This is a genomic window from uncultured Lentibacter sp., assembly GCF_937123735.1.
In the GTDB taxonomy this organism is placed as follows: domain Bacteria; phylum Pseudomonadota; class Alphaproteobacteria; order Rhodobacterales; family Rhodobacteraceae; genus Lentibacter.
This window is the reverse complement of the sequence record NZ_CAKZKL010000027.1, coordinates 41,895-63,347: the sequence shown is the minus strand read 5'-3', so window position 1 is coordinate 63,347 and position 21,453 is coordinate 41,895. Positions and strand designations below refer to the sequence as shown.

The 21,453-nt window shown below is 59.5% G+C and carries 21 protein-coding genes; 13 read left to right on the top strand and 8 right to left on the bottom strand.

The annotated features are described in order from the left end of the window. Positions 1–34: 34 nt before the first annotated feature. Entirely contained in the window at positions 35–817 is a 783-nt protein-coding gene (locus Q0478_RS07305) for an ABC transporter ATP-binding protein (RefSeq protein WP_298677729.1), read from the bottom strand. Between the two features lie 84 nt (positions 818–901). After that, positions 902–2,086 (bottom strand): ABC transporter substrate-binding protein, encoded by a 1,185-nt coding sequence (locus tag Q0478_RS07300; protein ID WP_298677727.1) that lies wholly within the window; start codon positions 2,084–2,086, stop codon positions 902–904. A gap of 196 nt (positions 2,087–2,282) precedes the next feature. On the opposite strand from Q0478_RS07300, the gene Q0478_RS07295 reads away from it, so the two are divergent. Further along, positions 2,283–3,356: a PQQ-dependent sugar dehydrogenase gene (locus Q0478_RS07295; protein WP_298677724.1), complete on the top strand. Its 1,074-nt coding sequence runs from the start codon at positions 2,283–2,285 to the stop codon at positions 3,354–3,356. 185 nt (positions 3,357–3,541) lie between these two features. Here the strand turns inward: Q0478_RS07295 and Q0478_RS07290 are convergent, their stop codons facing one another. Continuing rightward, positions 3,542–4,549 carry a GlxA family transcriptional regulator gene (locus tag Q0478_RS07290; protein WP_298677721.1) on the bottom strand — a complete coding sequence of 336 codons (1,008 nt, stop codon included), beginning with the start codon at positions 4,547–4,549 and terminating at the stop codon, positions 3,542–3,544. A 214-nt stretch (positions 4,550–4,763) separates the two neighbouring features. Here Q0478_RS07290 and Q0478_RS07285 point away from each other — a divergent pair, with 214 nt between their 5' ends. After that, complete coding sequence (locus Q0478_RS07285; protein ID WP_298677717.1) at positions 4,764–6,134, top strand: class II 3-deoxy-7-phosphoheptulonate synthase; 1,371 nt, start codon at positions 4,764–4,766, stop codon at positions 6,132–6,134. Positions 6,135–6,233: 99 nt separating this feature from the next. On the opposite strand, the gene Q0478_RS07280 is transcribed toward Q0478_RS07285, so the two are convergent. After that, complete coding sequence (locus tag Q0478_RS07280; RefSeq protein ID WP_298677715.1) at positions 6,234–6,875, bottom strand: PAS domain-containing protein; 642 nt, start codon at positions 6,873–6,875, stop codon at positions 6,234–6,236. Between the two features lie 248 nt (positions 6,876–7,123). Between Q0478_RS07280 and Q0478_RS07275 the strand changes: the two genes are divergently transcribed. Genes Q0478_RS07275 through Q0478_RS07265 form a run of 3 tightly spaced genes read left to right on the top strand, consistent with a single transcriptional unit; the run spans position 7,124 to position 9,174 of the window. Then, positions 7,124–8,011, top strand: coding sequence for a YicC/YloC family endoribonuclease (locus Q0478_RS07275; protein WP_298677713.1), 888 nt, complete (start codon positions 7,124–7,126; stop codon positions 8,009–8,011). A gap of 3 nt (positions 8,012–8,014) precedes the next feature. Beyond that, positions 8,015–8,656, top strand: a complete 642-nt coding sequence (gmk, locus tag Q0478_RS07270; RefSeq protein ID WP_298677711.1) for a guanylate kinase — start codon at positions 8,015–8,017, stop codon at positions 8,654–8,656. Continuing rightward, the gene (locus Q0478_RS07265) at positions 8,653–9,174 is read left to right on the top strand and encodes a gamma carbonic anhydrase family protein (protein WP_298677708.1); all 522 of its coding nucleotides are present in this window, start codon (positions 8,653–8,655) and stop codon (positions 9,172–9,174) included. The genes gmk and Q0478_RS07265 overlap by 4 nt, the downstream gene beginning before the upstream one ends. Here the strand turns inward: Q0478_RS07265 and Q0478_RS07260 are convergent. Next, positions 9,171–9,581, bottom strand: a complete 411-nt coding sequence (locus tag Q0478_RS07260) for a hypothetical protein (RefSeq protein WP_298677705.1) — start codon at positions 9,579–9,581, stop codon at positions 9,171–9,173. The genes Q0478_RS07265 and Q0478_RS07260 overlap by 4 nt on opposite strands. A gap of 264 nt (positions 9,582–9,845) precedes the next feature. On the opposite strand from Q0478_RS07260, the gene Q0478_RS07255 reads away from it, so the two are divergent. The 7 genes from Q0478_RS07255 (at position 9,846) to phoB (ending at position 17,197) form a co-directional block, all read left to right on the top strand. Then, positions 9,846–10,907 carry an ATP-binding protein gene (locus Q0478_RS07255; protein WP_298677702.1) on the top strand — a complete coding sequence of 354 codons (1,062 nt, stop codon included), beginning with the start codon at positions 9,846–9,848 and terminating at the stop codon, positions 10,905–10,907. A 134-nt stretch (positions 10,908–11,041) separates the two neighbouring features. Then, complete coding sequence (locus Q0478_RS07250; RefSeq protein ID WP_298677700.1) at positions 11,042–12,082, top strand: substrate-binding domain-containing protein; 1,041 nt, start codon at positions 11,042–11,044, stop codon at positions 12,080–12,082. A gap of 63 nt (positions 12,083–12,145) precedes the next feature. Continuing rightward, positions 12,146–13,606: a phosphate ABC transporter permease subunit PstC gene (gene pstC, locus Q0478_RS07245; protein WP_298677697.1), complete on the top strand. Its 1,461-nt coding sequence runs from the start codon at positions 12,146–12,148 to the stop codon at positions 13,604–13,606. Continuing rightward, positions 13,603–14,961 (top strand): phosphate ABC transporter permease PstA, encoded by a 1,359-nt coding sequence (gene pstA, locus Q0478_RS07240; protein WP_298677695.1) that lies wholly within the window; start codon positions 13,603–13,605, stop codon positions 14,959–14,961. The genes pstC and pstA overlap by 4 nt, the downstream gene beginning before the upstream one ends. Before the next feature lie 51 nt (positions 14,962–15,012). Further along, positions 15,013–15,780 carry a phosphate ABC transporter ATP-binding protein PstB gene (gene pstB, locus Q0478_RS07235; protein ID WP_298677692.1) on the top strand — a complete coding sequence of 256 codons (768 nt, stop codon included), beginning with the start codon at positions 15,013–15,015 and terminating at the stop codon, positions 15,778–15,780. Between the two features lie 11 nt (positions 15,781–15,791). Further along, on the top strand, positions 15,792–16,511 hold the full coding sequence (phoU, locus tag Q0478_RS07230) for a phosphate signaling complex protein PhoU (RefSeq protein ID WP_298677689.1): 720 nt from the start codon (positions 15,792–15,794) through the stop codon (positions 16,509–16,511). Continuing rightward, positions 16,508–17,197 carry a phosphate regulon transcriptional regulator PhoB gene (phoB, locus tag Q0478_RS07225; RefSeq protein ID WP_298677687.1) on the top strand — a complete coding sequence of 230 codons (690 nt, stop codon included), beginning with the start codon at positions 16,508–16,510 and terminating at the stop codon, positions 17,195–17,197. The genes phoU and phoB overlap by 4 nt, the downstream gene beginning before the upstream one ends. Before the next feature lie 146 nt (positions 17,198–17,343). On the opposite strand, the gene Q0478_RS07220 is transcribed toward phoB, so the two are convergent. After that, a complete protein-coding gene (locus tag Q0478_RS07220) occupies positions 17,344–18,243 on the bottom strand; it encodes a LysR substrate-binding domain-containing protein (protein WP_298677684.1) in 900 nt (299 codons plus the stop codon). A gap of 109 nt (positions 18,244–18,352) precedes the next feature. Here Q0478_RS07220 and Q0478_RS07215 point away from each other — a divergent pair, with 109 nt between their 5' ends. After that, a complete protein-coding gene (locus tag Q0478_RS07215; RefSeq protein ID WP_298677681.1) occupies positions 18,353–19,576 on the top strand; it encodes an acyl-CoA dehydrogenase in 1,224 nt (407 codons plus the stop codon). A 154-nt stretch (positions 19,577–19,730) separates the two neighbouring features. On the opposite strand, the gene tsf is transcribed toward Q0478_RS07215, so the two are convergent. Together tsf and rpsB are read right to left on the bottom strand one after the other, a co-directional pair. Further along, complete coding sequence (gene tsf, locus Q0478_RS07210) at positions 19,731–20,606, bottom strand: translation elongation factor Ts (RefSeq protein WP_298677678.1); 876 nt, start codon at positions 20,604–20,606, stop codon at positions 19,731–19,733. A 71-nt stretch (positions 20,607–20,677) separates the two neighbouring features. Further along, a complete protein-coding gene (gene rpsB, locus Q0478_RS07205) occupies positions 20,678–21,448 on the bottom strand; it encodes a 30S ribosomal protein S2 (protein WP_298677675.1) in 771 nt (256 codons plus the stop codon). Between the last annotated feature and the right edge of the window lie 5 nt (positions 21,449–21,453).

Sequence of the window (21,453 nt, the reverse complement as noted above, 5' to 3'; positions counted from 1 at the left end):
GGTTTGGGGCAAAGCCCCAAATGTGACAGCTCCATCATGCGCCCACCTTGTCTTTGTTTTTCAGGCCCGTGCCCAGATAGGCCTCGATCACCTGTTCGTTGGCCTTGATCTCATCCAGCGAGCCCTCAGCCAAAACACGCCCCTCAGCCATGCAAATCACCGGATCACAGAGCATTCCGATAAAGTCCATGTCATGTTCGATCACCACAAACGTATAGCCGCGCTCTTCATTGAGGCGCTTGATGGTGTCGGAAATTGTATAGAGCAGGGTGCGGTTCACACCGGCGCCCACCTCATCGAGAAAGACAATCTTGGCATCCACCATCATGGTGCGGCCCAGTTCCAGCAGCTTTTTCTGCCCGCCCGACACCTGACCGGCCTTATGGTCTGCCAGATGCGAAATGGTCAGAAACTCCAGCACCTCATCGGCCTTGGCGCGCAGCGCGCGTTCCTCATTGGCAATGCGCTTGCGCCCGAACCAAGTGTTCCAGAGCGTCTCGCCTGACTGGCCCGCAGGCACCATCATCAGGTTTTCGCGGCAGGTCATGGAGCTGAACTCATGGGCAATCTGGAAGGTGCGCAGCAAGCCCTTGTGAAACAGCGCATGGGGCGGCAGGCCGGTGATGTCTTCGCCATCCATGATCACACGGCCCGAGGTGGGCGGCAGAACACCGGCAATCACATTAAAGAGCGTCGTCTTGCCCGCGCCATTGGGGCCGATCAGCCCGGTGATCGAGCCTTTTTCAATGCTCAGCGTCGCACCATCAACAGCATGAAAGCCGCCAAAGTGCTTATGAAGATCATGCACTTCGATCATGCAGCTTACCCCCCAATGTATTGTAATTAGATAAGAAAAACAGCCCGAAGCAAGCCTCGGGCTGTTTTGTTGTCAAGCAAAAGCTTAGCGGTAGCCGATTGTCGAATAGACGCCATCGGCAAATTCGATTTCCTGATAGTTGCCGGCTGACTCGCCCGCACCCACCAGTTCAACCGCCGTGGCGCCGACATAGTCGATGTCTGTGCCTGCGGCGATCAGATCAAGCGCCTTGCCCAGCTCGCCAGGGAAGATCTGCTCACCCGGTGCGTTGGCAAGATCCATGATGTGGTCTTTGTAATCGGCCGAGGCTGTGGAGCCTGCCTTGGCCATGGCCATCATGATCAGCGCTGCGGCGTCATAGCTTTCCGGCGCAAATGCGCTTGTGCCGTCAAAGCCAGCGCCCTCGGCCATGCCCACGAATGTGGCTGCGCCGGTGCTGTCTGTGCCGGGATAGGCCCCGAACGAACCATTCAGCTCGGCGCCGAAGTTTTCGTTGAGCTTCGCACCAACCATCCCATCGGGGAAGTAGAAGGTTTCAAACGCGCCTGTGTCCAGAGCGGAGCGCACAATGCCCGAGCCGCCTTGGTCAACATAGCCGGCCACAACCAGCACTTCACCGCCCGCAGAGGCAAGTGCGCCCACTTCGGCAGAATAGTCGGCTTTGCCATCTTCGTGGGCTGAGACGATTGTGACCGTGCCGCCCGCCGCTTCAAACTCGGTTTGAATCGCGTCGGCCAGGCCCTTGCCATAGTCGTTGTTGGTGTAGCTGATCGCGATTTCGCTGAAGCCGCGGTCTTGCAGAATGTTTGTGACAATCACGCCCTGGCGCGCATCTGACGGCGCTGTGCGGAAGAAAAGCCCATCATCTTCGGCTGTCGACAGGCCGGGCGATGTGGCCGAGGGCGACACCATGACGATGCCATTGGGGCGCGCCACGTTTTGCAAGATCGCGCCGGTCACGCCGGAGCAGTCTGCGCCCATGATGCCGGCCACACCATCGGAGGTGACAAGGCGCTCGGCCGCCGAGGTGGCCGCAGCGGCGTCAATGCAGGTCGAATCGCCGCGCACTGGCACAACCGCAGAACCGCCCATGAACTTGCCACTGTCTGTGACTTCTTTCATGGCCAGCTCAGCGCCAGCGGCCATCGCCGGGGTGATCGATTCCAGCGGGCCTGTGAACCCGAGAATAATGCCGATTTTGACATCATCCGCAAATGCGCCGCCCGCCATCAAGGCTGTTGCGGCGGTGGCCATCAATAGTTTTTTCATACGTCTTCTCCCAAGTGGTGTTTTTGATTTTTAGACTGTTGCACAGAATAGCGCAGGCTTGTAAAAAGAAAAGCATGATTTTGCACCTATGGGCCGCAGATGACCAAGCGTTAAGCGCGCCAGGCGGTGCGCGCAGACCCCGGTTGATCACGGCCATGTCAGTTGCTTTGCCCCCGCGCAGACCTAAGATGGGGTCATGCAGTCTTGTCGCCGCACCTCTCTTTGGTTTTTCAGCCTCGCGGGCGCTGTCGTTTTGGCGCTTCAGCTTCTGGCGGGGCCTCTCATGGGCCAGCAGATCGGCGCGATCCGCACTGTGAGCACGGGGTTCAGCGGGCCTTGGAGCTTTGGCTTTCTGCCCTCCGGTGATGTGCTTGTCACAGAAAAACGCGGCCGCCTGTGGCGGATTGACAGCACCGGCGCGCGCCATGCGATCGGCGGGCTGCCTGAGATCCGGGTGATCGGGCAAGGCGGTTTGCTGGATGTGCTCCCGGCCCGCGACATGGCCCGCACGGGGCGGATTTATCTGAGCTATGTGCAAGACAGCGGTGGCGCGCAGGGCACCACTGTCGCATCTGCCCGCCTTGAGGACGACCGGCTGCTGGGGCTGCGTGTTCTTTACAGCATGAAGACGGACAGCCGGGGCGGGCGGCATTTTGGCGGGCGTCTGGCCGAGGCGCAGGATGGCGCGCTTTATCTTAGCACCGGGGATCGGGGCGAGGATGCAAGCGCACAGAACCGGGCTGTGGACAATGGCACGATCTTGCGGGTGGATGTGCGCGGGGCAGGCGCAACCGCAATCACCAAGGGCCACCGGAATCCGCAGGGGCTTGCCTTTGACCGTAAGGGACAGCTCTGGGCGCATGAGCACGGCGCGCGCGGCGGCGACGAGATCAACCTGATCGTGCCGGGCAAGAATTACGGCTGGCCGATCATCTCTTATGGCACCCATTACTCCGGGGCGAAAATCGGGGAGGGCACGGCCAAGGCCGGGTTTGAGCAACCGGTGTTTTACTGGGACCCAAGCATCGCCCCGTCCGGGCTGGCAATCCATTCGGGCCATAACTGGCCGGACATGGCGGGGCGCTTTCTCATCGGCTCGCTCAAGTTTGACCATATCGCTGTCATGGCACCGGGCGGGGCAGAGCAGATGGGCAAGATCCAAACCGCCGAGACCCTCCGGGTGCGCGATGTGCGCGAGGGGCCAGAAGGCGGTATCTGGTTTCTCAGCGAGGGAAATGGCGCGCTCTACCGCATTTCGCCGCCCTCCTGAGCAAAACATCTCTCTCCCTGGCGGGGGGCTTTTGGCCTGTGTGCTCTCCCGCCTCCGGGACACACAGATTCAGAAACTCGGGTCAGATCTCGATCGGATCAGGCTGCGTGAGACACCACCTCAACGAGCCCGCCTTGCCAGCGGTTGCCCGTTGAGAGCATTGATTGCCAGAAAAATCACTGCCTTCAAATGGAAAGCCGCGTGGCTTGTGAGCCGCGTTCGCGGTAGGGAGTGGTGTTGTAATGGGCGCGGTAGCATTTGGAGAAATGGCTGGGGCTGGCAAAGCCGCAGGCCAGGGCCACATTGATCACGCTCATATCGGTCTGCATCAGAAGGTTGCGCGCCTTTTGCAGGCGCAACTCCATGTAATAGCGCTTGGGTGAGCGGTTGAGGTAGCGGCGAAACAGCCGCTCAAGCTGACGGGTGGACATGCCCACATCGCGCGCCAAAGTGGCCGGGCTGATTGGTTCTTCGATATTGCCCTCCATCATCTGGATCACCAGACTGAGCTTGGGGTGGCGCACCCCAATCCGGGTGGGCACGGAAAGCCGTTGGGTATCCTGATCGGTGCGGATTGAGGAATAAATCAACTGGTCCGCCACTGCATTGGCGATCTCTTCACCGTGGTCATCGGCAATGATCTTGAGCATGAGGTCAATCGAGCTGGTGCCACCTGCGGTTGTCAGCCGGTTCTTGTCGATCACAAAGACCGACTTGGTCAGCTCGACCTCGTCAAACTCCTCTGAAAAGCTGTCCTGGTTTTCCCAGTGGATCGTGGCGCGTTTCCCATCCAGCAGCCCGGCGCGTGCGAGCGTATAGGCCGCAGTGCACAGGCCGCCGATGATCGGGCCCTTGCGCGCCTCGCGGCGCAGCCAGGAGAGCAGCCGCTTTGTGGTTGCGGCCTGCACATTGATGCCGCTGCACACCAAAACGGTGTCGTCGCGGTTCATCTCCACAAGGTCCAAATCCAGTTTGAACTCGGTGCCCGCCGAGCAGGTCACCGTGTCGCCGCCTTCGCCGGCAAGCTTCCATTCATAGAGTTGGTGCTCGGCCATCCGGTTGGCAATCCGCAGGGCTTCAATCGCCGATGCAAAGCTGAGCAGGGTAAAATTATCCAACAAAACAAAGATAAAACGCCGTGGCTTTTCGGGCGTTTGCTCCAGTTTGATCGTCGGGCGTTGTTGCAGGCTCATCTGGGGCTTTCGCAATTCGAACGCGGCACAGGGGTGTCGCTTTTTTCACTTGGACAGAGGTTTGCTTCTGCGTCAAGACATCACATGTCGCAAAAACGTCATCGGCTGTCTTTAGCGTTTCTGCAAGCCGGTGCAAGACCAATTCATTTCTGATATGGTTTTCACCCCGAGGGGCCGCTATAAGGCGGCCAGGACGATAACGGGAGACAAGACTATGACGGAATGGCTTAAATCTGGCTGGCGCAGCAAGCCACGGATCCAGATGCCCGAATATACCGATCAAGCTCAGCTTGAGGCGGTTGAGGGACAGCTTTCAAAATATCCGCCGCTTGTCTTTGCGGGCGAAGCACGCCGCCTGAAGCAGCATCTGGCCGCCGCCGGGCGCGGGGAAGCCTTTTTGCTGCAAGGCGGCGATTGCGCCGAGAGCTTTGATCAGTTCTCCGCCGATGCGATCCGCGATACATTCAAGGTCATGCTGCAAATGGCGATGGTGTTGACCTATGGTGCCAAGGTGCCGGTGATCAAGGTGGGCCGTATGGCGGGGCAATTTGCCAAGCCACGCTCGGCGCCCACGGAAACTGTCAATGGCCAGGAGCTGCCAAGCTACCGGGGCGACATCATCAACGAGCTGGACTTTAGCGCCGGCGCGCGTATCCCCAACCCTGAGAAAATGCTGCAAGCCTATATGCAGTCTGCCGCCACGCTCAATCTGCTGCGGGCCTTCTCGACGGGCGGCTTTGCCGATATGAACCGTGTTCACTCCTGGACATTGGGCTTTGCCGAAGGGGAAGGCGCGTCTCGCTATGGCGACATCACCGCACGCATTCAGGACAGCATTGATTTCATGGCCGCCGCCGGGATTTCGGGCAAGACAACCCATGAATTCAGCTCGGTTGAGTTTTACACCAGCCACGAGGCCCTGCTGCTTGAATATGAAGAGGCGCTGACACGGCTTGACAGCACCTCTGGCAACTGGCTTGCCGGATCGGGCCATATGGTCTGGATCGGTGACAGAACCCGCCAGCCCGATGGCGCCCATGTGGAATTTGCCAGCGGTGTGCTCAACCCGATCGGCCTCAAATGCGGCCCGACCATGGAGGTGGATGATCTCAAGGCGCTCATGGCCAAGCTCAACCCTGAAAACGAAGAGGGCCGTCTCACTTTGATCGCACGCTTTGGGCAGGGCAAGGTGGGCGACCATCTGCCCCGCCTCATTCGCGCCGTGCAGGAAGAGGGCGCCAATGTGGTTTGGGTGTGTGATCCGATGCATGGCAACACCATCAAATCATCTTCAGGCTACAAGACCCGCCCCTTCGGGCAGGTATTGGGAGAGGTGCGCGAGTTCTTTGCCGTGCACAAGGCCGAAGGCAGCCAGCCCGGTGGCGTGCATTTCGAGATGACAGGGCAAGACGTGACCGAATGCACCGGCGGTGTGCGGGATGTGACAGACGAAGACCTGTCAGACCGCTACCACACCGCTTGTGATCCGCGGTTGAATGCATCGCAATCGCTTGAGCTGGCGTTTCTTGTGGCCGAAGAGCTGACTGCCCTGCGCCATCAAAGCGCCATAAAAGCAAGAGCTTAAAGCGTTAAGTTGAAGCCAAGAGGCGCGCGCCGAGCTGATCGGGGCGCGCCTTTTTTTATGGCTGGTTTCTGTTGGGGCAGGATTTTTTTTGGGTCTGGCTCAATCGTCGCTTTTCACCAGCCGCAAATAGCTTGGATAGCCGCTGTCGGCGCGGTGCGGCGGGCTGTCGTGGGCGGGGCGCTTGGAGCTGTCATTGCGGCCCGCTGTCTGGGGCAGGGTCAGCTCTGTCTTGGTCAGGGAGACAATTTCAAAGCGCTGCGGCGCTGGCCCCGAGGTGCCCTTTGTTTCAAAGGTCCCCAAAATCCTGTTCACCACCCCTTGGTCATCACAGAGCGGCAGCAGAAGCATCCTGGCGTTGCTTGTCGTGGGGCGGTCGGCCCCTTTCAGGGTGAGGCTTATCTTGGCAGGGCCATTGAGCACCCGGCGGATCACCCGGCCAAAGCCCTCGCGCGCGGCCGGGCTGAACAGGGCCGCAATAGGCATCCCGCGCACTTCCATGCCCATGGTCTCATTCAAATGCAGCCCGGCAATGCGAATGCGGGCGTGGCCGGCTCCGAGACTTTCCAAAATAAAGGCGTGGTTGAGCGCATCCTCTATCCCGCGCGGGTCGATATCGCCGCGATGGGGCAGCGCTGCGCCCCGGCGCAGGCTCTCCCAATAGGCGTCCACCAGAGCACAGGCCGTATACTGTCTGGGTATCAGCCGCTCGGTCATGGTTAACACAACTCCGGATTGGTCCATCTTGTCACCCCGCTAAACCGGGCTCACCCGGCTTCACCACCCCGTGAGGCACTGACAGGCCACGGCCCAGCCACAGACCAACAAGGGCCCTGCGCACTCACAGCGCCTTTATAGCGCAAATGCCCCATAAATTTGAACGAAATTGCATTAGATGGTTAATTGGGCTGCGTGCGGGCGCGCCAGAGGACTTGCACCTAGGCGCTCAGAGCGCGTAAGTCAGGCCAACCGCAAGAAAAAGGAGCAGCACCGTGATCTCATCCATGACAGGCTTTGCCTCGGGCAAGGGCAGCCACGGAGCCCACAGCTGGAGCTGGGAGCTGCGGGCGGTCAACGGCAAGGGGCAGGATATCCGCATTCGGGTGCCCGACTGGATCACCGGGCTGGAAAGCCAGCTGCGCAGCACCCTCTCCAAAGCCACAGCGCGTGGCAATATCACCGTCAATCTGCGCCTGACCCGAGAGGAGGCCAGCTCGGAAGTGGCCCTCAACATGGCCCAGCTGGAAGCGGTTTTGAGCGCGATGGCAACGGTTGAACAGCGCGCCATGGATCTGGGCCTGTCGCTGGCGCCCAGCACCGCGAGCCAGGTTGTCGCGCAGCGTGGCGTCTTGGAGCAGCAGAGCGGCGAAGATGACCCCGCACCGCTCGCGGCGGCGCTTCTGAGCGATTTTGGCCCCGTGCTGGCCAGTTTCCTGGAGATGCGCCACACTGAGGGGGCCGCGCTGGAGCGGCTGATCAGCGCTCAGCTTGACGAAATAGAAGCCCTCACCAAGGCCGCCTTTGAGGCCACGCTGGCCCGCCGCGACGCCCATGCCCAAGCGCTGCGGGCAAGCCTTGCGCGGGTCGCGGAGGCGGTTGAGGTCGATGAAACACGCATCGCCCAAGAGCTCGCCCTTCTGGCCGTAAAAGCCGATATCACCGAGGAACTTGACCGCCTGCACGCCCATGTCGCTGCGGCGCGCGCCCTTTTGGAGCAGGGCGGGGCCATCGGGCGCAAGCTCGATTTTCTGGCCCAGGAGTTCAACCGCGAGGCCAATACGCTGTGTTCCAAAGCCCAAATGAGCGCCCTCACAAGCCTCGGGCTTGATCTCAAAGCCGTCATCGAGCAGATGCGCGAGCAAATCCAGAACGTGGAGTAAATCATGTCCGACCGTCGTGGCCTTCTGATCATTCTGTCCTCGCCCTCGGGCGCGGGCAAATCAACCCTCTCCAAACGGCTCATCGCCTGGGATCCGAGCATTTCCTTTTCGGTCTCGGCCACAACCCGCGCCCCGCGTGACGGCGAGACCGACGGGGCGGATTACCATTTTCTGACCGAGGAAGCCTTCAAGAAAACCGTCGCCGAAGAAGGGATGCTGGAGCATGCCCATGTCTTTGGCAATTTCTACGGCTCCCCGCGCGCGCCCGTCGAAGCGGCAATCGGGCAAGGCAAGGACGTGCTCTTTGACATCGACTGGCAGGGCGCACAGCAGATCCGCAATTCCGCCCTCGGCGCCCATACGCTCAGCATCTTTATTTTGCCGCCCTCGATCAAGGAGCTGCACCGCCGGCTTGTGAGCCGTGGGCAGGACTCTGCGGAGGTGATCGAAAAGCGGATGCGCAAGAGCTGGGACGAGATCAGCCGCTGGGACGCCTATGATTATGTGCTCATCAACGAAGATCTGGACGCCACCGAAGAGCGCCTGAAAACCATCATCACGAGCCGTCGCCACCGGCGGATTCAACAGCCTAAGCTTGTGGACCATGTGCGCAAGCTGCAAGCCGAATTTGAGGATATGCAATGACCCTTTACGCTCTGGGCGACAAGGCCCCGCAAATTGACCCGGACACATGGGTGGCCCCCGATGCCAACCTGATCGGAGATGTGGTGCTAGAGGCGGGGGCGTCTGTCTGGTTTGGGGCCACCATCCGCGCCGATCACGAGCGCATCACCATCGGTGCAGGCACGAATGTGCAGGAAAACACCGTGATGCATATTGATCAGGGGTATCCGCTCACCATCGGGAAAAACTGCACCATTGGCCATAAGGTTATGCTGCATGGCTGCACGATTGGCGACAATTCCCTGATCGGCATGGGGGCGATCGTGCTCAATGGCGCGGTGATCGGGCAGAATTGTCTGATCGGCGCAGGGGCGCTGATCACCGAGGGCAAGGTCATCCCGGATGGCAGCCTTGTGATGGGCAGCCCCGGCAAAGTGGTGAAAACCCTCGACAGCGCGGCCCACGCCCGGCTGACAGCCAGTGCAGAACACTACCAGCAGAACATGCGCCGCTTTCGCGCCGCGCTCGTGGCGCTCTAGGCCGGCAGCGGCGTGACAGGGCGGGCAAAGCTGAGCGCTTCACAATAGGCCTGGGCCAGCGTGGCGGCTTTGGCGGCACTCCAGAGCGAGAAGGACAGCTCGGGAAACGCGCCCGATAGCTCGCTCAAGACCATCTCGGGCCGCGGCAGGGAGGTCCGGCTGACCAGAAGGCAGCGCCCGGCAAAGCCACCCTTCACAAGCGCTTGGGCGCTGTCAAAGGCGTCATAATCACGCCCAATCAGCCAGCCCATGTAGGCCGCAGGGGGCGCAACCCGCTTTGCAAAAAGCGTCAGATGCGCCAAAGGCACGCGGGCCTCAACCCATTCGGGTGCAAGGGCAGGGGCGGTGTCGCCACTGGAGGTTATAATCACGATTTTCGGCTTCACTGGCAGCGAAATAAAGCTCATCTGGTCCGGATCCTCATAAAAAATTACCGTTCAACATGTCGCGTGGCCCGCCTATCCCCACAGTTCCCCCCCCTGGGTGGTGCGGTGTCCTAACGACAGCCATAGCATGGCCCGCCGCTGCGGGGTGTGCCACTTCCCTATTTTGTGGAATTGCAAACCCCGCCAAAACCCATAAAATGCGCGAGCGCCGGAAGCGCGGGGCTGTGATCCTGCCTCCGTTCTGCCTGTGCCCACTGGATCTGAGCCGAGACGGAACCCTGCCAAATGTCTGACCCTCTCCCAAGCCAATCCGCCGCCGCGCTGCTTGCGGCGTTTCCGATCCCGGCGCTGCTCATCACAGCTGATGGCCGCGTGCTCAGCGCCAATCCCCATATGCGCGAGCTTCTCGCAAGCACCGTGGCAGAGGGGCAGCCCTATGTGGCCGTCCTGCGCCAGCCGGCGCTGGTTGAGGCGCTGGAGGCCACCCTCAAGGACGGCACCCCGCGCAAAACCCGCTATCTGGCGCAATCTGGCGGCAAGGAAAGCGTTTATGAGGCTTTTACCGCCCCGAGCGGCACTGAGGGCAGCGTGCTGGTCAGCTTTCTGGACATTTCTGATCTGGAGCACGCCGGCCAGATGCGCCGCGATTTTGTGGCCAATGTCAGCCATGAGCTGCGCACGCCTCTGACCGCGCTCATGGGTTTCATCGAGACCCTGCAAGGCCCCGCCCGAGACGACAGCGTCGCGCACGCGCAATTTTTGGAGATCATGGCCTCTGAAGCCGCCCGCATGGAGCGTCTGGTGAGCGATCTGCTCTCGCTGAGCCGTGTCGAGGCAGAAGAACGCCTGCCGCTGCGGGACAGGGTCGAGCTTGGGCCGTTGCTGGCCTCGGTGCGCACCACATTTGCGACTCGCGCAGAGGAGGCGGATGTGGAGCTTGTCGCCGAGCTGCCCGCCGAACCGATCACGCTTTTGGCTCATGCCGACCAGTTGTTGCAGGTTTTCACCAATCTGGTGGAAAACGCGATCAAATATGGCGGCTCCGGCGGCAAAGTCGTGCTCAATCTGCGCCGCATCGATGGCCAGCCCGCTCTACGCGGCCAGCCTGGCGTGCTCGTCAGCGTCACCGATTTTGGCGCGGGGATCGACCCGCACCATATTCCGCGTCTGACGGAGCGCTTTTACCGGGTTGATTCGCACCGCTCGCGCGAAGTCGGCGGAACCGGTCTGGGCCTTGCCATCGTGAAACACATCGTTCAGCGCCACCGTGGCCGCCTCAAAATCGAATCAGAACTGGGCAAAGGCACCGAATTTAGCGTGTTGCTTCCCTTGGGTGTCGAGATTTAGTGTTTTATTACAGAACTCTAGACCTGTGTCATCAAACTGTTACATAGCTGTCACAAAAGCATCGTGTCGCGCCCCTAACAAGCGGGGCAAGGCGCCTGATCGCAGGGGCCAGAAACCTGACCTAGGAGTGACAAATGTCATACGCAAAAACAGCCGTTTCCGCCGTTGCCCTGTTTGCAGCCGCCACAACATCGGCCGCCGCCCGCGACAACGTGCAGATCGCCGGTTCTTCCACTGTTCTGCCCTATGCGGCCATCGTTGCCGAGGCCTTCGGTGAAAACTTTGACTTCCCGACACCTGTTGTCGAATCCGGCGGTTCGGGCGCGGGCCGTAAGAAGCTGTGTGAAGGCGTCGGTGAAAACACAATCGACATCGCCAACTCATCTTCAAAAATCAAGCAATCCGACATTGATCTCTGCGCCTCAAATGGCGTGACAGAAATCATGGAAGTGCGCATCGGCTATGACGGAATCGTCTTTGCCTCCGATATTTCCGGTCCGGCCTATGCCTTTACACCTGCCGACTGGCACAGCGCGCTGGCCGCCGAAGTCGCCAAAGACGGCGTGTTGAGCGCCAACACAAACACCACATGGGCCGAAGTTAACAGCGCGCTGCCCGCCGAAGATATTCTGGCCTTTGTGCCCGGAACAAAGCACGGCACGCGCGAAGTCTTTGACGACAAGGTGATCGTGGCTGGCTGTGAAGAAAACGGCACTTTTGACGCCCATATGGCGGCAAACGGCGGCGATAAGAAAGCCGCAGAAAAAGCCTGTATGCAGCTTCGCACCGATGGCAAGTCGATCGACATTGACGGCGACTATACCGAAACACTCGCCCGCGTGGACGCCAATAAAAACGGCATCGGCGTGTTTGGCCTGTCGTTCTACCAGAACAACACCGACAAGCTGCAAGTCGCAACCATGGGCGGCGTTGTGCCTTCGGTCGACTCAATCTCGACTGGCGAATACCCCGTCTCGCGTCCGCTCTATTTCTACGTCAAGAACGCCCATCTCGACGTGATCCCAGGGATGCAGGCCTATATCGAGTTTTTCGTCTCTGACGAAATCGCTGGCCCCGATGGCCCGCTTGCGGCCTATGGGCTTGTCTCTGACCCTGAGCTTGCAAAAACTCAGGACATGGTGGCAAACCGCGTTCCTATGGCGCCACTGAACTAAGCCTTCACACATCGGGGAGCGGCGCTTGAGTGCCGCTCCTTCTCTTCTTTCGCAGGATGCGCCATGACCACAAGCTCTCTCTTTCTCCTCGTTCTGGGCCTCGGCGTGGTTGGCTACCTGCTCGGGCGCAAGCGGGCCTTGGCGGTGGCAAAGGCAACAGGCCAGCGGTTGCATTCCCTGCCGGGCTATTACGGCCAGACCGTCGCGCTTTATTCGGCTGTGCCTGCACTTCTGTGTCTTCTGGCTTGGCTGTTTGTTCAGCCGGTTCTGATCGAGACGCGGATTTCGGCCATGGTCCCTGACAGCGCCATTCCCGAGGGCGGGGCGCGCAGCCTTGTGATGGCCGATCTGCGCCGGATTGCGGGCGGGCTCGATGCTTTGAAAGAGGCACAAAATATCTCCGAGGATGATCTTCTGGCGCTGCGCGTCGAAACCAGCGATATCCGCAAACAGCTTGGCGATGTGGGCGTGGCCATCGGATCAGAGGTGCAAGGCGCGGTGTTTGAGGCAGCCAAAGCCTATCGCGGTGCCGAGATCACAGGCAGGTTCTGGATGACGGTGCTGACCCTCGCGCTGGCGCTTGGCTGTTTTGTAACGACTCTGCTGCGCATTCGCCCCCAAGCGCGGGCGCGCAACACCAGCGAAACATTCGTGCTGTCCTTGCTGATCGGTGCCTCGCTTGTGGCGATTTTGACGACAGTGGGCATTCTTGGCTCACTGCTGTTTGAGACGATCAATTTCTTCAAGATGTATCCGGCAAAAGATTTCTTTTTCTCAACGGTCTGGAACCCGCAGTTCCGCGGCGGCTCCGATCTCGGGATCCTGCCCTTGCTCTGGGGCACGCTTTATGTGAGCTTTCTGGCGCTGGTTGTGGCGGTGCCGATCGGGCTGATGATCGCGATTTATCTGGCCGAATATGCCAGCAAGCCTCTGCGCTCGGTCGCCAAACCGGCGATCGAGGTTCTCGCGGGCATTCCAACCATTGTTTACGGTCTCTTCGCACTGATCACAGTAGGACCGTTTCTGCGCGACTATATCGCCTCTCCGCTCGGGCTGGGAAGCTCGTCGTCTTCGGTTTTGACCGCCGGGCTGGTCATGGGGATCATGCTCATCCCGTTTGTGTCCTCGCTTTCGGATGACATTATCAATGCGGTGCCCCAAGCCATGCGGGATGGTTCCTACGGGCTGGGCGCCACGCGGTCGGAAACCATCAAGCAAGTGATCCTGCCGGCGGCGCTGCCCGGCGTTGTGGGGGCTGTGCTGCTGGCTGCAAGCCGCGCGATTGGCGAGACCATGATTGTTGTGATGGGGGCAGGGGCCGCAGCCAAGCTCGGCCTCAACCCGTTTGAGGCGATGACAACCGTGACCGTCAAGATTGTCAGCCAGCTCACAGGGGATACCGAATTTGCCAGCCCCGAAACGCTTGTCGCCTTCGCGCTTGGCCTCACCCTCTTTGTCTTCACATTGGGCCTTAATATCATTGCCCTTTCCGTCGTGCGCAAATATCGGGAGCAATACGAATGAACGATATCACCGCCGCCGCCGCGCCTGAGGCTGCTCGCAAGCGGCATGGCTCGCTGCTTGTGCAGGATGCGCGCACCAAGACGCGCAACGCCTCCGAAACACGCTTTCGCAGGCTCGGCCTTCTGGCCGTGGCGCTCGGGATGCTGGCGCTCGTGGGTCTGCTCGGCTCGATCCTCTCCAATGGTCTGAGCGCGTTCAAGCAGACCTATCTTCAGGTCGAGGTGTTTCTCGACCCTGCCAAGCTGGACAAAACCGGCAGCGGCGATCTGGCCCAGATCGCCAAAGTCTCGACCTTTGGCTATGCGCCGCTCATTCAGGCCGCCATGCAGGGTGCCGCCAAGGAGGCCGGCGTGGACACATCCGCGCTCCCGGCCAAGGCGCTCGGCCAGATGGTCTCTAAAGAAGCGCCGGCGACGCTGCGCAACTTTGTCTTGGCCTCGCCCGAGAAGATCGGTCAAACGGTGTCCTTCAGCCTGCTCGCAAACGGGCGGATTGACGGCTATTTCAAGGGCCGCGTTACCATGGAGAGCGCCGCTCTGGACCGCAATATTTCGCCCGAGCAACTCGCATTCGCCGATCAGCTCAAAGCGGCGGGCGTGCTGGAGACAAAGTTCAACTGGGCGTTTTTCACAGCCCCCGACGCCTCCGACACCCGCCCTGAAGCCGCCGGGCTGGGCGTGGCGATCCTCGGCTCGATCTATATGATGCTGATTGTGCTGTGCCTGTCTCTGCCCCTTGGCGTTGCGGCCTCGATCTATCTTGAAGAATTCGCGCCGAAAAACCGCTTCACCGATCTGATCGAAGTGAATATCTCCAATCTGGCCGCCGTGCCCTCGATTGTCTTCGGTATCCTCGGCCTCGCGATTTTCATCAATCTGGTTGGCCTGCCACAATCCGCGCCGATTGTCGGCGGACTCGTGCTCACCTTGATGACCCTGCCAACCATCATCATCGCCACTCGGGCGGCGCTCAAATCGGTGCCACCCTCGATCCGCGATGCGGCCCTCGGCGTGGGGGCCTCCAAGATGCAGTCGATCTTTCACCACGTCTTGCCACTTGCCATGCCGGGTATTCTGACGGGGGCCATCATCGGCCTTGCTCAGGCCCTTGGCGAAACCGCGCCGCTGCTCCTGATCGGGATGGTTGCCTTTGTGCGCGAATATCCGGCAGGCCCGCCCGAGGGGCTGTTTGACCCCGCCGCCGCCTTGCCGGTTCAGGTTTACAACTGGACACAGCGCGGCGACCCTGCCTTTGTTGAACGCGCCTCAGGAGCGATCATCGTATTGCTGGTCTTCCTGATCGTGATGAACACCGCCGCCATCCTCTTGCGCCGCAAATTCGAGCGCCGCTGGTAAGAAAGGCCAACACCCGTGTATGATGCATCAGCCCCCAATTCGGAGCAAGACGTGACCCAGACTTCCCTCAAAATCACGGCCCGCAACTGTCAGGTCTATTACGGCGAAACCCACGCCATCAAGGATGTCAGCGTGGATATCGCCGATAATACAGTCACCGCCTTTATCGGCCCGTCAGGCTGCGGCAAATCAACCTTTCTGCGCTGCCTCAACCGGATGAACGACACGATTGATGTCTGTCGCGTCACAGGCGACATCCTGCTGGATGGCGAAGACATCTATGACGCCAAGGTGGACCCGGTGCAGCTGCGCGCCAAGGTGGGCATGGTGTTTCAAAAGCCCAACCCCTTTCCAAAGTCGATCTATGACAATGTGGCCTACGGCCCCAAAATTCACGGCCTCGCCCGCACCAAAGCCGAGCTAGATGAGATCGTCGAAACCGCTCTTAAGCGGGCCGCGCTCTGGGGTGAGGTCAAGGACCGTCTGCTTGCGCCCGGAACGGGGCTGTCGGGCGGACAGCAACAGCGCCTGTGCATTGCCCGCGCGATTGCAACTTCTCCCGAGGTGCTCTTGATGGATGAGCCTTGCTCTGCTCTTGACCCGATTGCCACAGCACAGGTCGAGGAGCTGATCGACGAGCTGCGCCGCGACTATTCTGTCGTGATCGTGACCCACTCCATGCAACAGGCCGCCCGCGTGAGCCAGAAAACCGCCTTCTTCCACCTCGGCAACCTTGTCGAATTTGGCGATACCTCGCAGATTTTCACCAAGCCCTCGGACCCGCGCACCGAAAGTTATATCACCGGCCGGATCGGTTAAGGAGCACTGCCATGAACGACCAACATATCGCCTCTGCCTTTGACCGCGACCTCCAGGACATCCAGACCCAGATCATGAAAATGGGCGGGCTGGTTGAAATGGCCATCCTGGACGCCGCCGATGCGCTGGCGGCGCGGGATGAGGAAAAAGCCGAAGAGGTGCGCGCCAAAGATGTGGTGATTGATGCGCTGGAAGAGCGGATCAATGATGACGCGGCCCAGCTGATTGCCCTGCGCGCGCCCACAGCGATTGACCTGCGCCTTGTGCTCTCGGTTCTGAAAATATCGGCCAATCTCGAGCGGATCGGCGACTATGCCAAAAACATGGCCAAGCGCACCAGCGTTCTAGCTCAGCTCCAGGCGATCGACGAGGCCCATGTCTCCTTGCGCCGTATGGCGCGCGATGTGCAGCTCATGCTCAAGGATGCGCTCGATGCCTATCTTCAGCGGGATGCGACACTGGCGATGGATGTGATCGAGCGCGACCGCGACATAGACCAGCTTTACAATGCGCTTTTCCGCGAGTTTCTGACATTCATGCTCGAAGATCCGCGCAATATCAGCGCCTGTATGCACCTGCATTTCATCGCTAAAAACACCGAGCGCATGGGCGATCATGTCACCGCGATCGCCGAACAGGTGGTCTATCTTGTGACCGGCCAGAAGCCCGATGAAGCCCGCACCAAAGGCGACATCACCTCCACCAACTCAGATGTAAGCGATCTCTCATGAGCACAGGAAAACCCGTTGTTTTGCTGGTTGAAGACGAACCCGCACAGCGGGCGGTTTTGGCCTATAACCTGAAATCGGAGGGCTTTGATGTGCTTGAGGCCGCCGATGGCGAAGAAGCTCTCTTGATGGCGCATGAGGCCATACCCGATCTGGTTTTGCTGGACTGGATGTTGCCTCATGTGTCGGGTCTTGAGGTCTGCCGCCGTCTCAAATCCGGCAAGTCGACACGGGCGCTGCCGGTGATCATGCTCTCGGCGCGCTCAGAGGAACTCGACAGGGTGCGCGGCCTTGAGACAGGGGCCGATGACTACATGGTCAAGCCTTACTCTGTGGCCGAGCTGATGGCGCGGGTGCGCAAGGAGCTGCGCCGCACGCGGCCTGCCTCGGTCGGTGAGGAACTCAGCTTTGAGGATATTTTGCTCGATGCCGGCAGCCACCGCGTGAGCCGCGCGGGCACGCCAATCAAACTGGGGCCAACCGAGTTCCGCCTTCTATCCACCTTTCTGGAAAATCAGGGCAGGGTGCTGAGCCGCGAACAGCTTCTTGACCGGGTCTGGGGGCGCGACATCTATGTCGACACCCGCACGGTGGATGTGCATGTCGGCCGGCTGCGCAAGGCCCTGATGCAGGGGGGCGGCTCTGATCCGTTGCGCACGGTGCGCGGCGCGGGCTATGCCTTGGGCTGACACAGCACGTTGAGCGCGTGCAGGGCCGGTGTGGGGCTGTGCTGTCCATACTGCTGTATGGACAGGTTGCCCTACAGGCAGCCCCACAGCAGATATGGCAAACGCGCATGACAAAAGCGCATAAGGCGGTTAACGAGTGCAACCGTCTATCTTGGCAGCAGGTCTTCGCCCTCGATTTCCTCTTTCAGCCAGTTGCGAAACGCCCTGAGCGGGGGGCTATCATGCTTTTCCAGCGGCCAGACAAGATAATAGCTGCCACGGCTGGGGGAAGGGCGCCCGAAAGCCAGCGCAAGTCGGCCCTCCATGATCTCTTCGCGGGCCAGATATTCGGGGAGCAGGGCCACGCCAAGCCCATGGCGCGCGGCTTGTAAAATCGTTGAAAACTGGTCATAGCGAGTGCCCGCCAGCCCCTGGCTCTCAACCCCATGTGCCAAAAACCAGTCGCGCCAAGCTTCCGGTCGGGTCTGGATGTGTAAAAGGGGAAACTGCTTGAGATCAGCGGCTGTTTCTATCGGTGTGGTGGCCAAAAGCTCCGGCGCGGCAAGAGGCAAAACAGCTTCTTTTTCCAACAACATAGACCGACAACCAGGCCAGTCACCGCTGCCATAGCTGAGGGCAGCATCCATATCGCTTGTGGAGAAATCAAACGGCGCCAACCGCGTGTTCATATTGACAGTGACATCGGGGTGGGCGCGCCCGAAACGGGGCAGGCGCGGCAGAAGCCAGCGCATTCCGAATGTGGGCAATATAGCCAGATTGAGGGTGCCACCCTCCGGATTTGTCTGTAAGCGCAGGGCTGCATTGGTGAGCAGATCAAGGGCGCGCGCAGCCTCTTTGGCATAGCGCGCGCCGGCAGAGGTGAGCGCGACCCGCTTCGCACGGCGCACGAAAAGCTCCACGCCAAGCTGGCTTTCCAGTGTTTGCAGTTGGCGCGAAACCGCGCTTTGGGTGAGGTTCAACTCCTGGGCCGCAGTGGTCACAGAGCCAAGCCGCGCCAAAGCGTCAAGCGCTTGCAGGGCTTGCGAGGAGGGAATATTGCGTCTCATTTGGCCACCCATTCCATAAACGCATCAATACACGCGAAATTAGCGTTATTATATTCGAAATCAGAATGTTATACAAAGCCAAATCGCAACCAACGCACGGAAGATAAAGATGAGCCAGCAAGCCCCTGAATTAAAAGCAAAAGACGCCCCCGAATTGGGCAAGTTTGACTGGCAGGACCCGTTGAACTTGCAAGCCGAGCTTGGCGAAGACGAACGCATGATGGCCGACAGCGCCCGCGCCTATGCACAGGAAAAGCTGATGCCGCGGGTGACAGATGCCTATGCCAAAGAGGCCGTCGCCCCTGAAATCTTCAAAGAAATGGGCGATATGGGGCTGCTGGGAATCACCGTTCCCGAGCAATACGGCGGCTTGGGGAGCTCCTATGTCGCCTATGGGCTTGTGGCCCGTGAGGTGGAGCGCGTGGACAGCGGGTATCGCTCGATGATGTCGGTTCAGAGCTCGCTGGTGATGTATCCGATCTATGCCTATGGCTCTGAAGATCAACGGAAAAAATATCTTCCTGGCTTGGCCGCAGGGGAACTGATTGGGTGTTTTGGTCTCACTGAACCAGATGCGGGCTCTGATCCGGCGGGCATGAAAACCCGCGCGGAAAAGACCGCCACCGGCTATAAGCTCACGGGCGCGAAAATGTGGATTTCCAATGCGCCGATCGCGGATGTCTTCGTTGTTTGGGCCAAGTCTGAGGCGCATGGAGGCAAGATCCGTGGCTTTGTTCTGGAAAAGGGTATGAGCGGCCTGTCTGCCCCCAAGATTGAGAATAAAATGAGCCTTCGGGCCTCGGTCACCGGTGAGATCGTGATGGATGGCGTAGAGGTGGGTGAAGACGCATTATTGCCCAATATTGAAGGGCTTAAGGGGCCTTTTGGATGTTTGAACCGGGCGCGCTATGGCATCGCTTGGGGGGCAATGGGGGCGGCGGAGTTCTGCTGGCACGCGGCCTTGCAGTATGGTTTGGACCGGCACCAATTCAAGCGCCCGTTGGCGCAGACGCAGCTTTTTCAGAAGAAACTGGCGGACATGCAAACAGAGATCACACTGGGGCTTCACAGCGCATTGCGCCTTGGCCGGTTGATGGACGAGGCGCAGGCCGCACCAGAAATGATCTCGCTGTTGAAGCGAAACAATTGCGGCAAAGCGCTTGATATTGCAAGACAATCCCGAGATATGCACGGAGGCAACGGCATCACGCTGGAGTATCATGTGATCCGTCACGCGATGAATTTGGAAACGGTCAACACCTATGAGGGCACGCATGATGTTCATGCGCTGATCCTCGGGCGCGCCCAAACCGGCTTGCAGGCGTTTTTCTAACCACTCAGAAGGGCTTCCACACGGGGGCCCTTTTTCGTTTATCCATTTAGCGCATAATATATATTATGGTAAATAATTTGTGCCGCAGAGGATAAAAAAACAGCGTCACCGGTCTGGTGACGCTGTTAAAAGTAAACGGATTTATGAGAAAACCTCAGCCTTGCATCGCTTTCGCGACTTCTTCAGCAAAGTTTTCCTCCTTCTTCTCAATCCCCTCACCAACTTCCATACGCACGAAACCGGTGATGGTTGCGCCAGCCTCTTTGGCGGCTTGCTCAACGGTCAGATCAGGGTTCACGACGAAGGCTTGCCCAAGCAGCGTGTTTTCGGCCATGAATTTCGCCATACGGCCAACGATCATCTTCTCGATCACTGCGTCGGGCTTGCCTGATTCTTTGGCGATATCGATTTGAACCTGGCGTTCCTTTTCGACCCATGCGGAATCAAGCGAAGCTTCGTCCAGAGCTTCGGGGCGCGCAGCGGCGATATGCATCGCGATTTGCTTGCCAAAGCCTTCGTTGCCACCGCTCATGGCGACAAGAACACCAATTTTACCCATGCCATCCGTGGCCGCGTTGTGAACATATGACACGACACTTTCGCCCTCGATGGAGGCCATGCGGCGCAAAGACATGTTCTCGCCAACCGTGGCAATCTTATCGGTGATCATATCTGAAACTGGCTTGCCATCGACAGCGGCTGCGGCGAGCTCTTCAACAGTGGAGACACCGGTTGCTGCGGTTGCGATTTTGCCAACCATGTCCTGGAACTCGGCGTTTTTCCCGACAAAATCGGTCTCGGAGTTCACTTCCACTGCCACGCCCTTACCGCCGGCAACTTTCACGGCCACAAGGCCTTCTGCTGCTGTGCGGCCTGATTTCTTGGCCGCTTTCGCAAGGCCTTTGGTGCGCAGCCAGTCAACTGCGGCATCCATGTCGCCGTCTGTTTCTGTCAACGCTTTTTTCGCGTCCATCATGCCTGCGCCCGTGCTGTCGCGCAGTTCTTTTACCAATGCTGCTGTGATCGCCATCTTGGCTCTCCTCATAACAAAATTGCGTTTTTGCAGGCGCCTGTTGGCGCCTGCGTTATTGAAGTGTCAGCTCAAGCTTCAGCAGGTGTTTCCGCTGCCAGCTCTTCCATTGGCGCTTCGGCCATTGCGCCAATATCAACACCGGCGTTGCCAAGCTGTGCGGACATACCGTCCAGAGCCGCGCGGGCCACAAGATCACAGTAAAGAGCAATCGCGCGGGCCGCATCGTCGTTGCCCGGGATGATGTAGTCTACACCATCAGGTGAGCAGTTTGTATCCACCACAGCCACAACGGGAATGCCCAGTTTGTTGGCTTCTGCAACAGCCAGAGCTTCTTTTTTGACGTCAATGACGAAGATCAGGTCAGGCACGCCGCCCATTTCGCGGATACCGCCGAGGGACGCTTGCAGTTTTTCCTGATCGCGCTCCATGCCGAGGCGTTCTTTTTTGGTCAGCCCGTCAAAGCCTGTTTCCATTTTCTCGTCGATGGATTTCAGACGGTTGATGGATTGGGAAACCGTTTGCCAGTTTGTCAGCGTGCCACCGAGCCAGCGGTGGTTCATATAATACTGTGCGCATTTTTCGGCTGCTTCTGCCACGGGCAGAGCCGCTTGGCGCTTGGTGCCAACAAAAAGCACACGTCCGCCCTTGGCGACAGTTTCGCGCACAACGTTGAGTGCGGCGTCGAGCATGGGAACGGTTTGGGTAAGGTCCAAAATATGAATGCCGTTGCGGGCACCATAGATGAACTCGCCCATGCGCGGGTTCCAGCGCTGTGTTTGGTGGCCGAAGTGAACGCCCGCTTCAAGCAGCTGGCGCAATGTGAACTCGGGAAGAGCCATTGTTC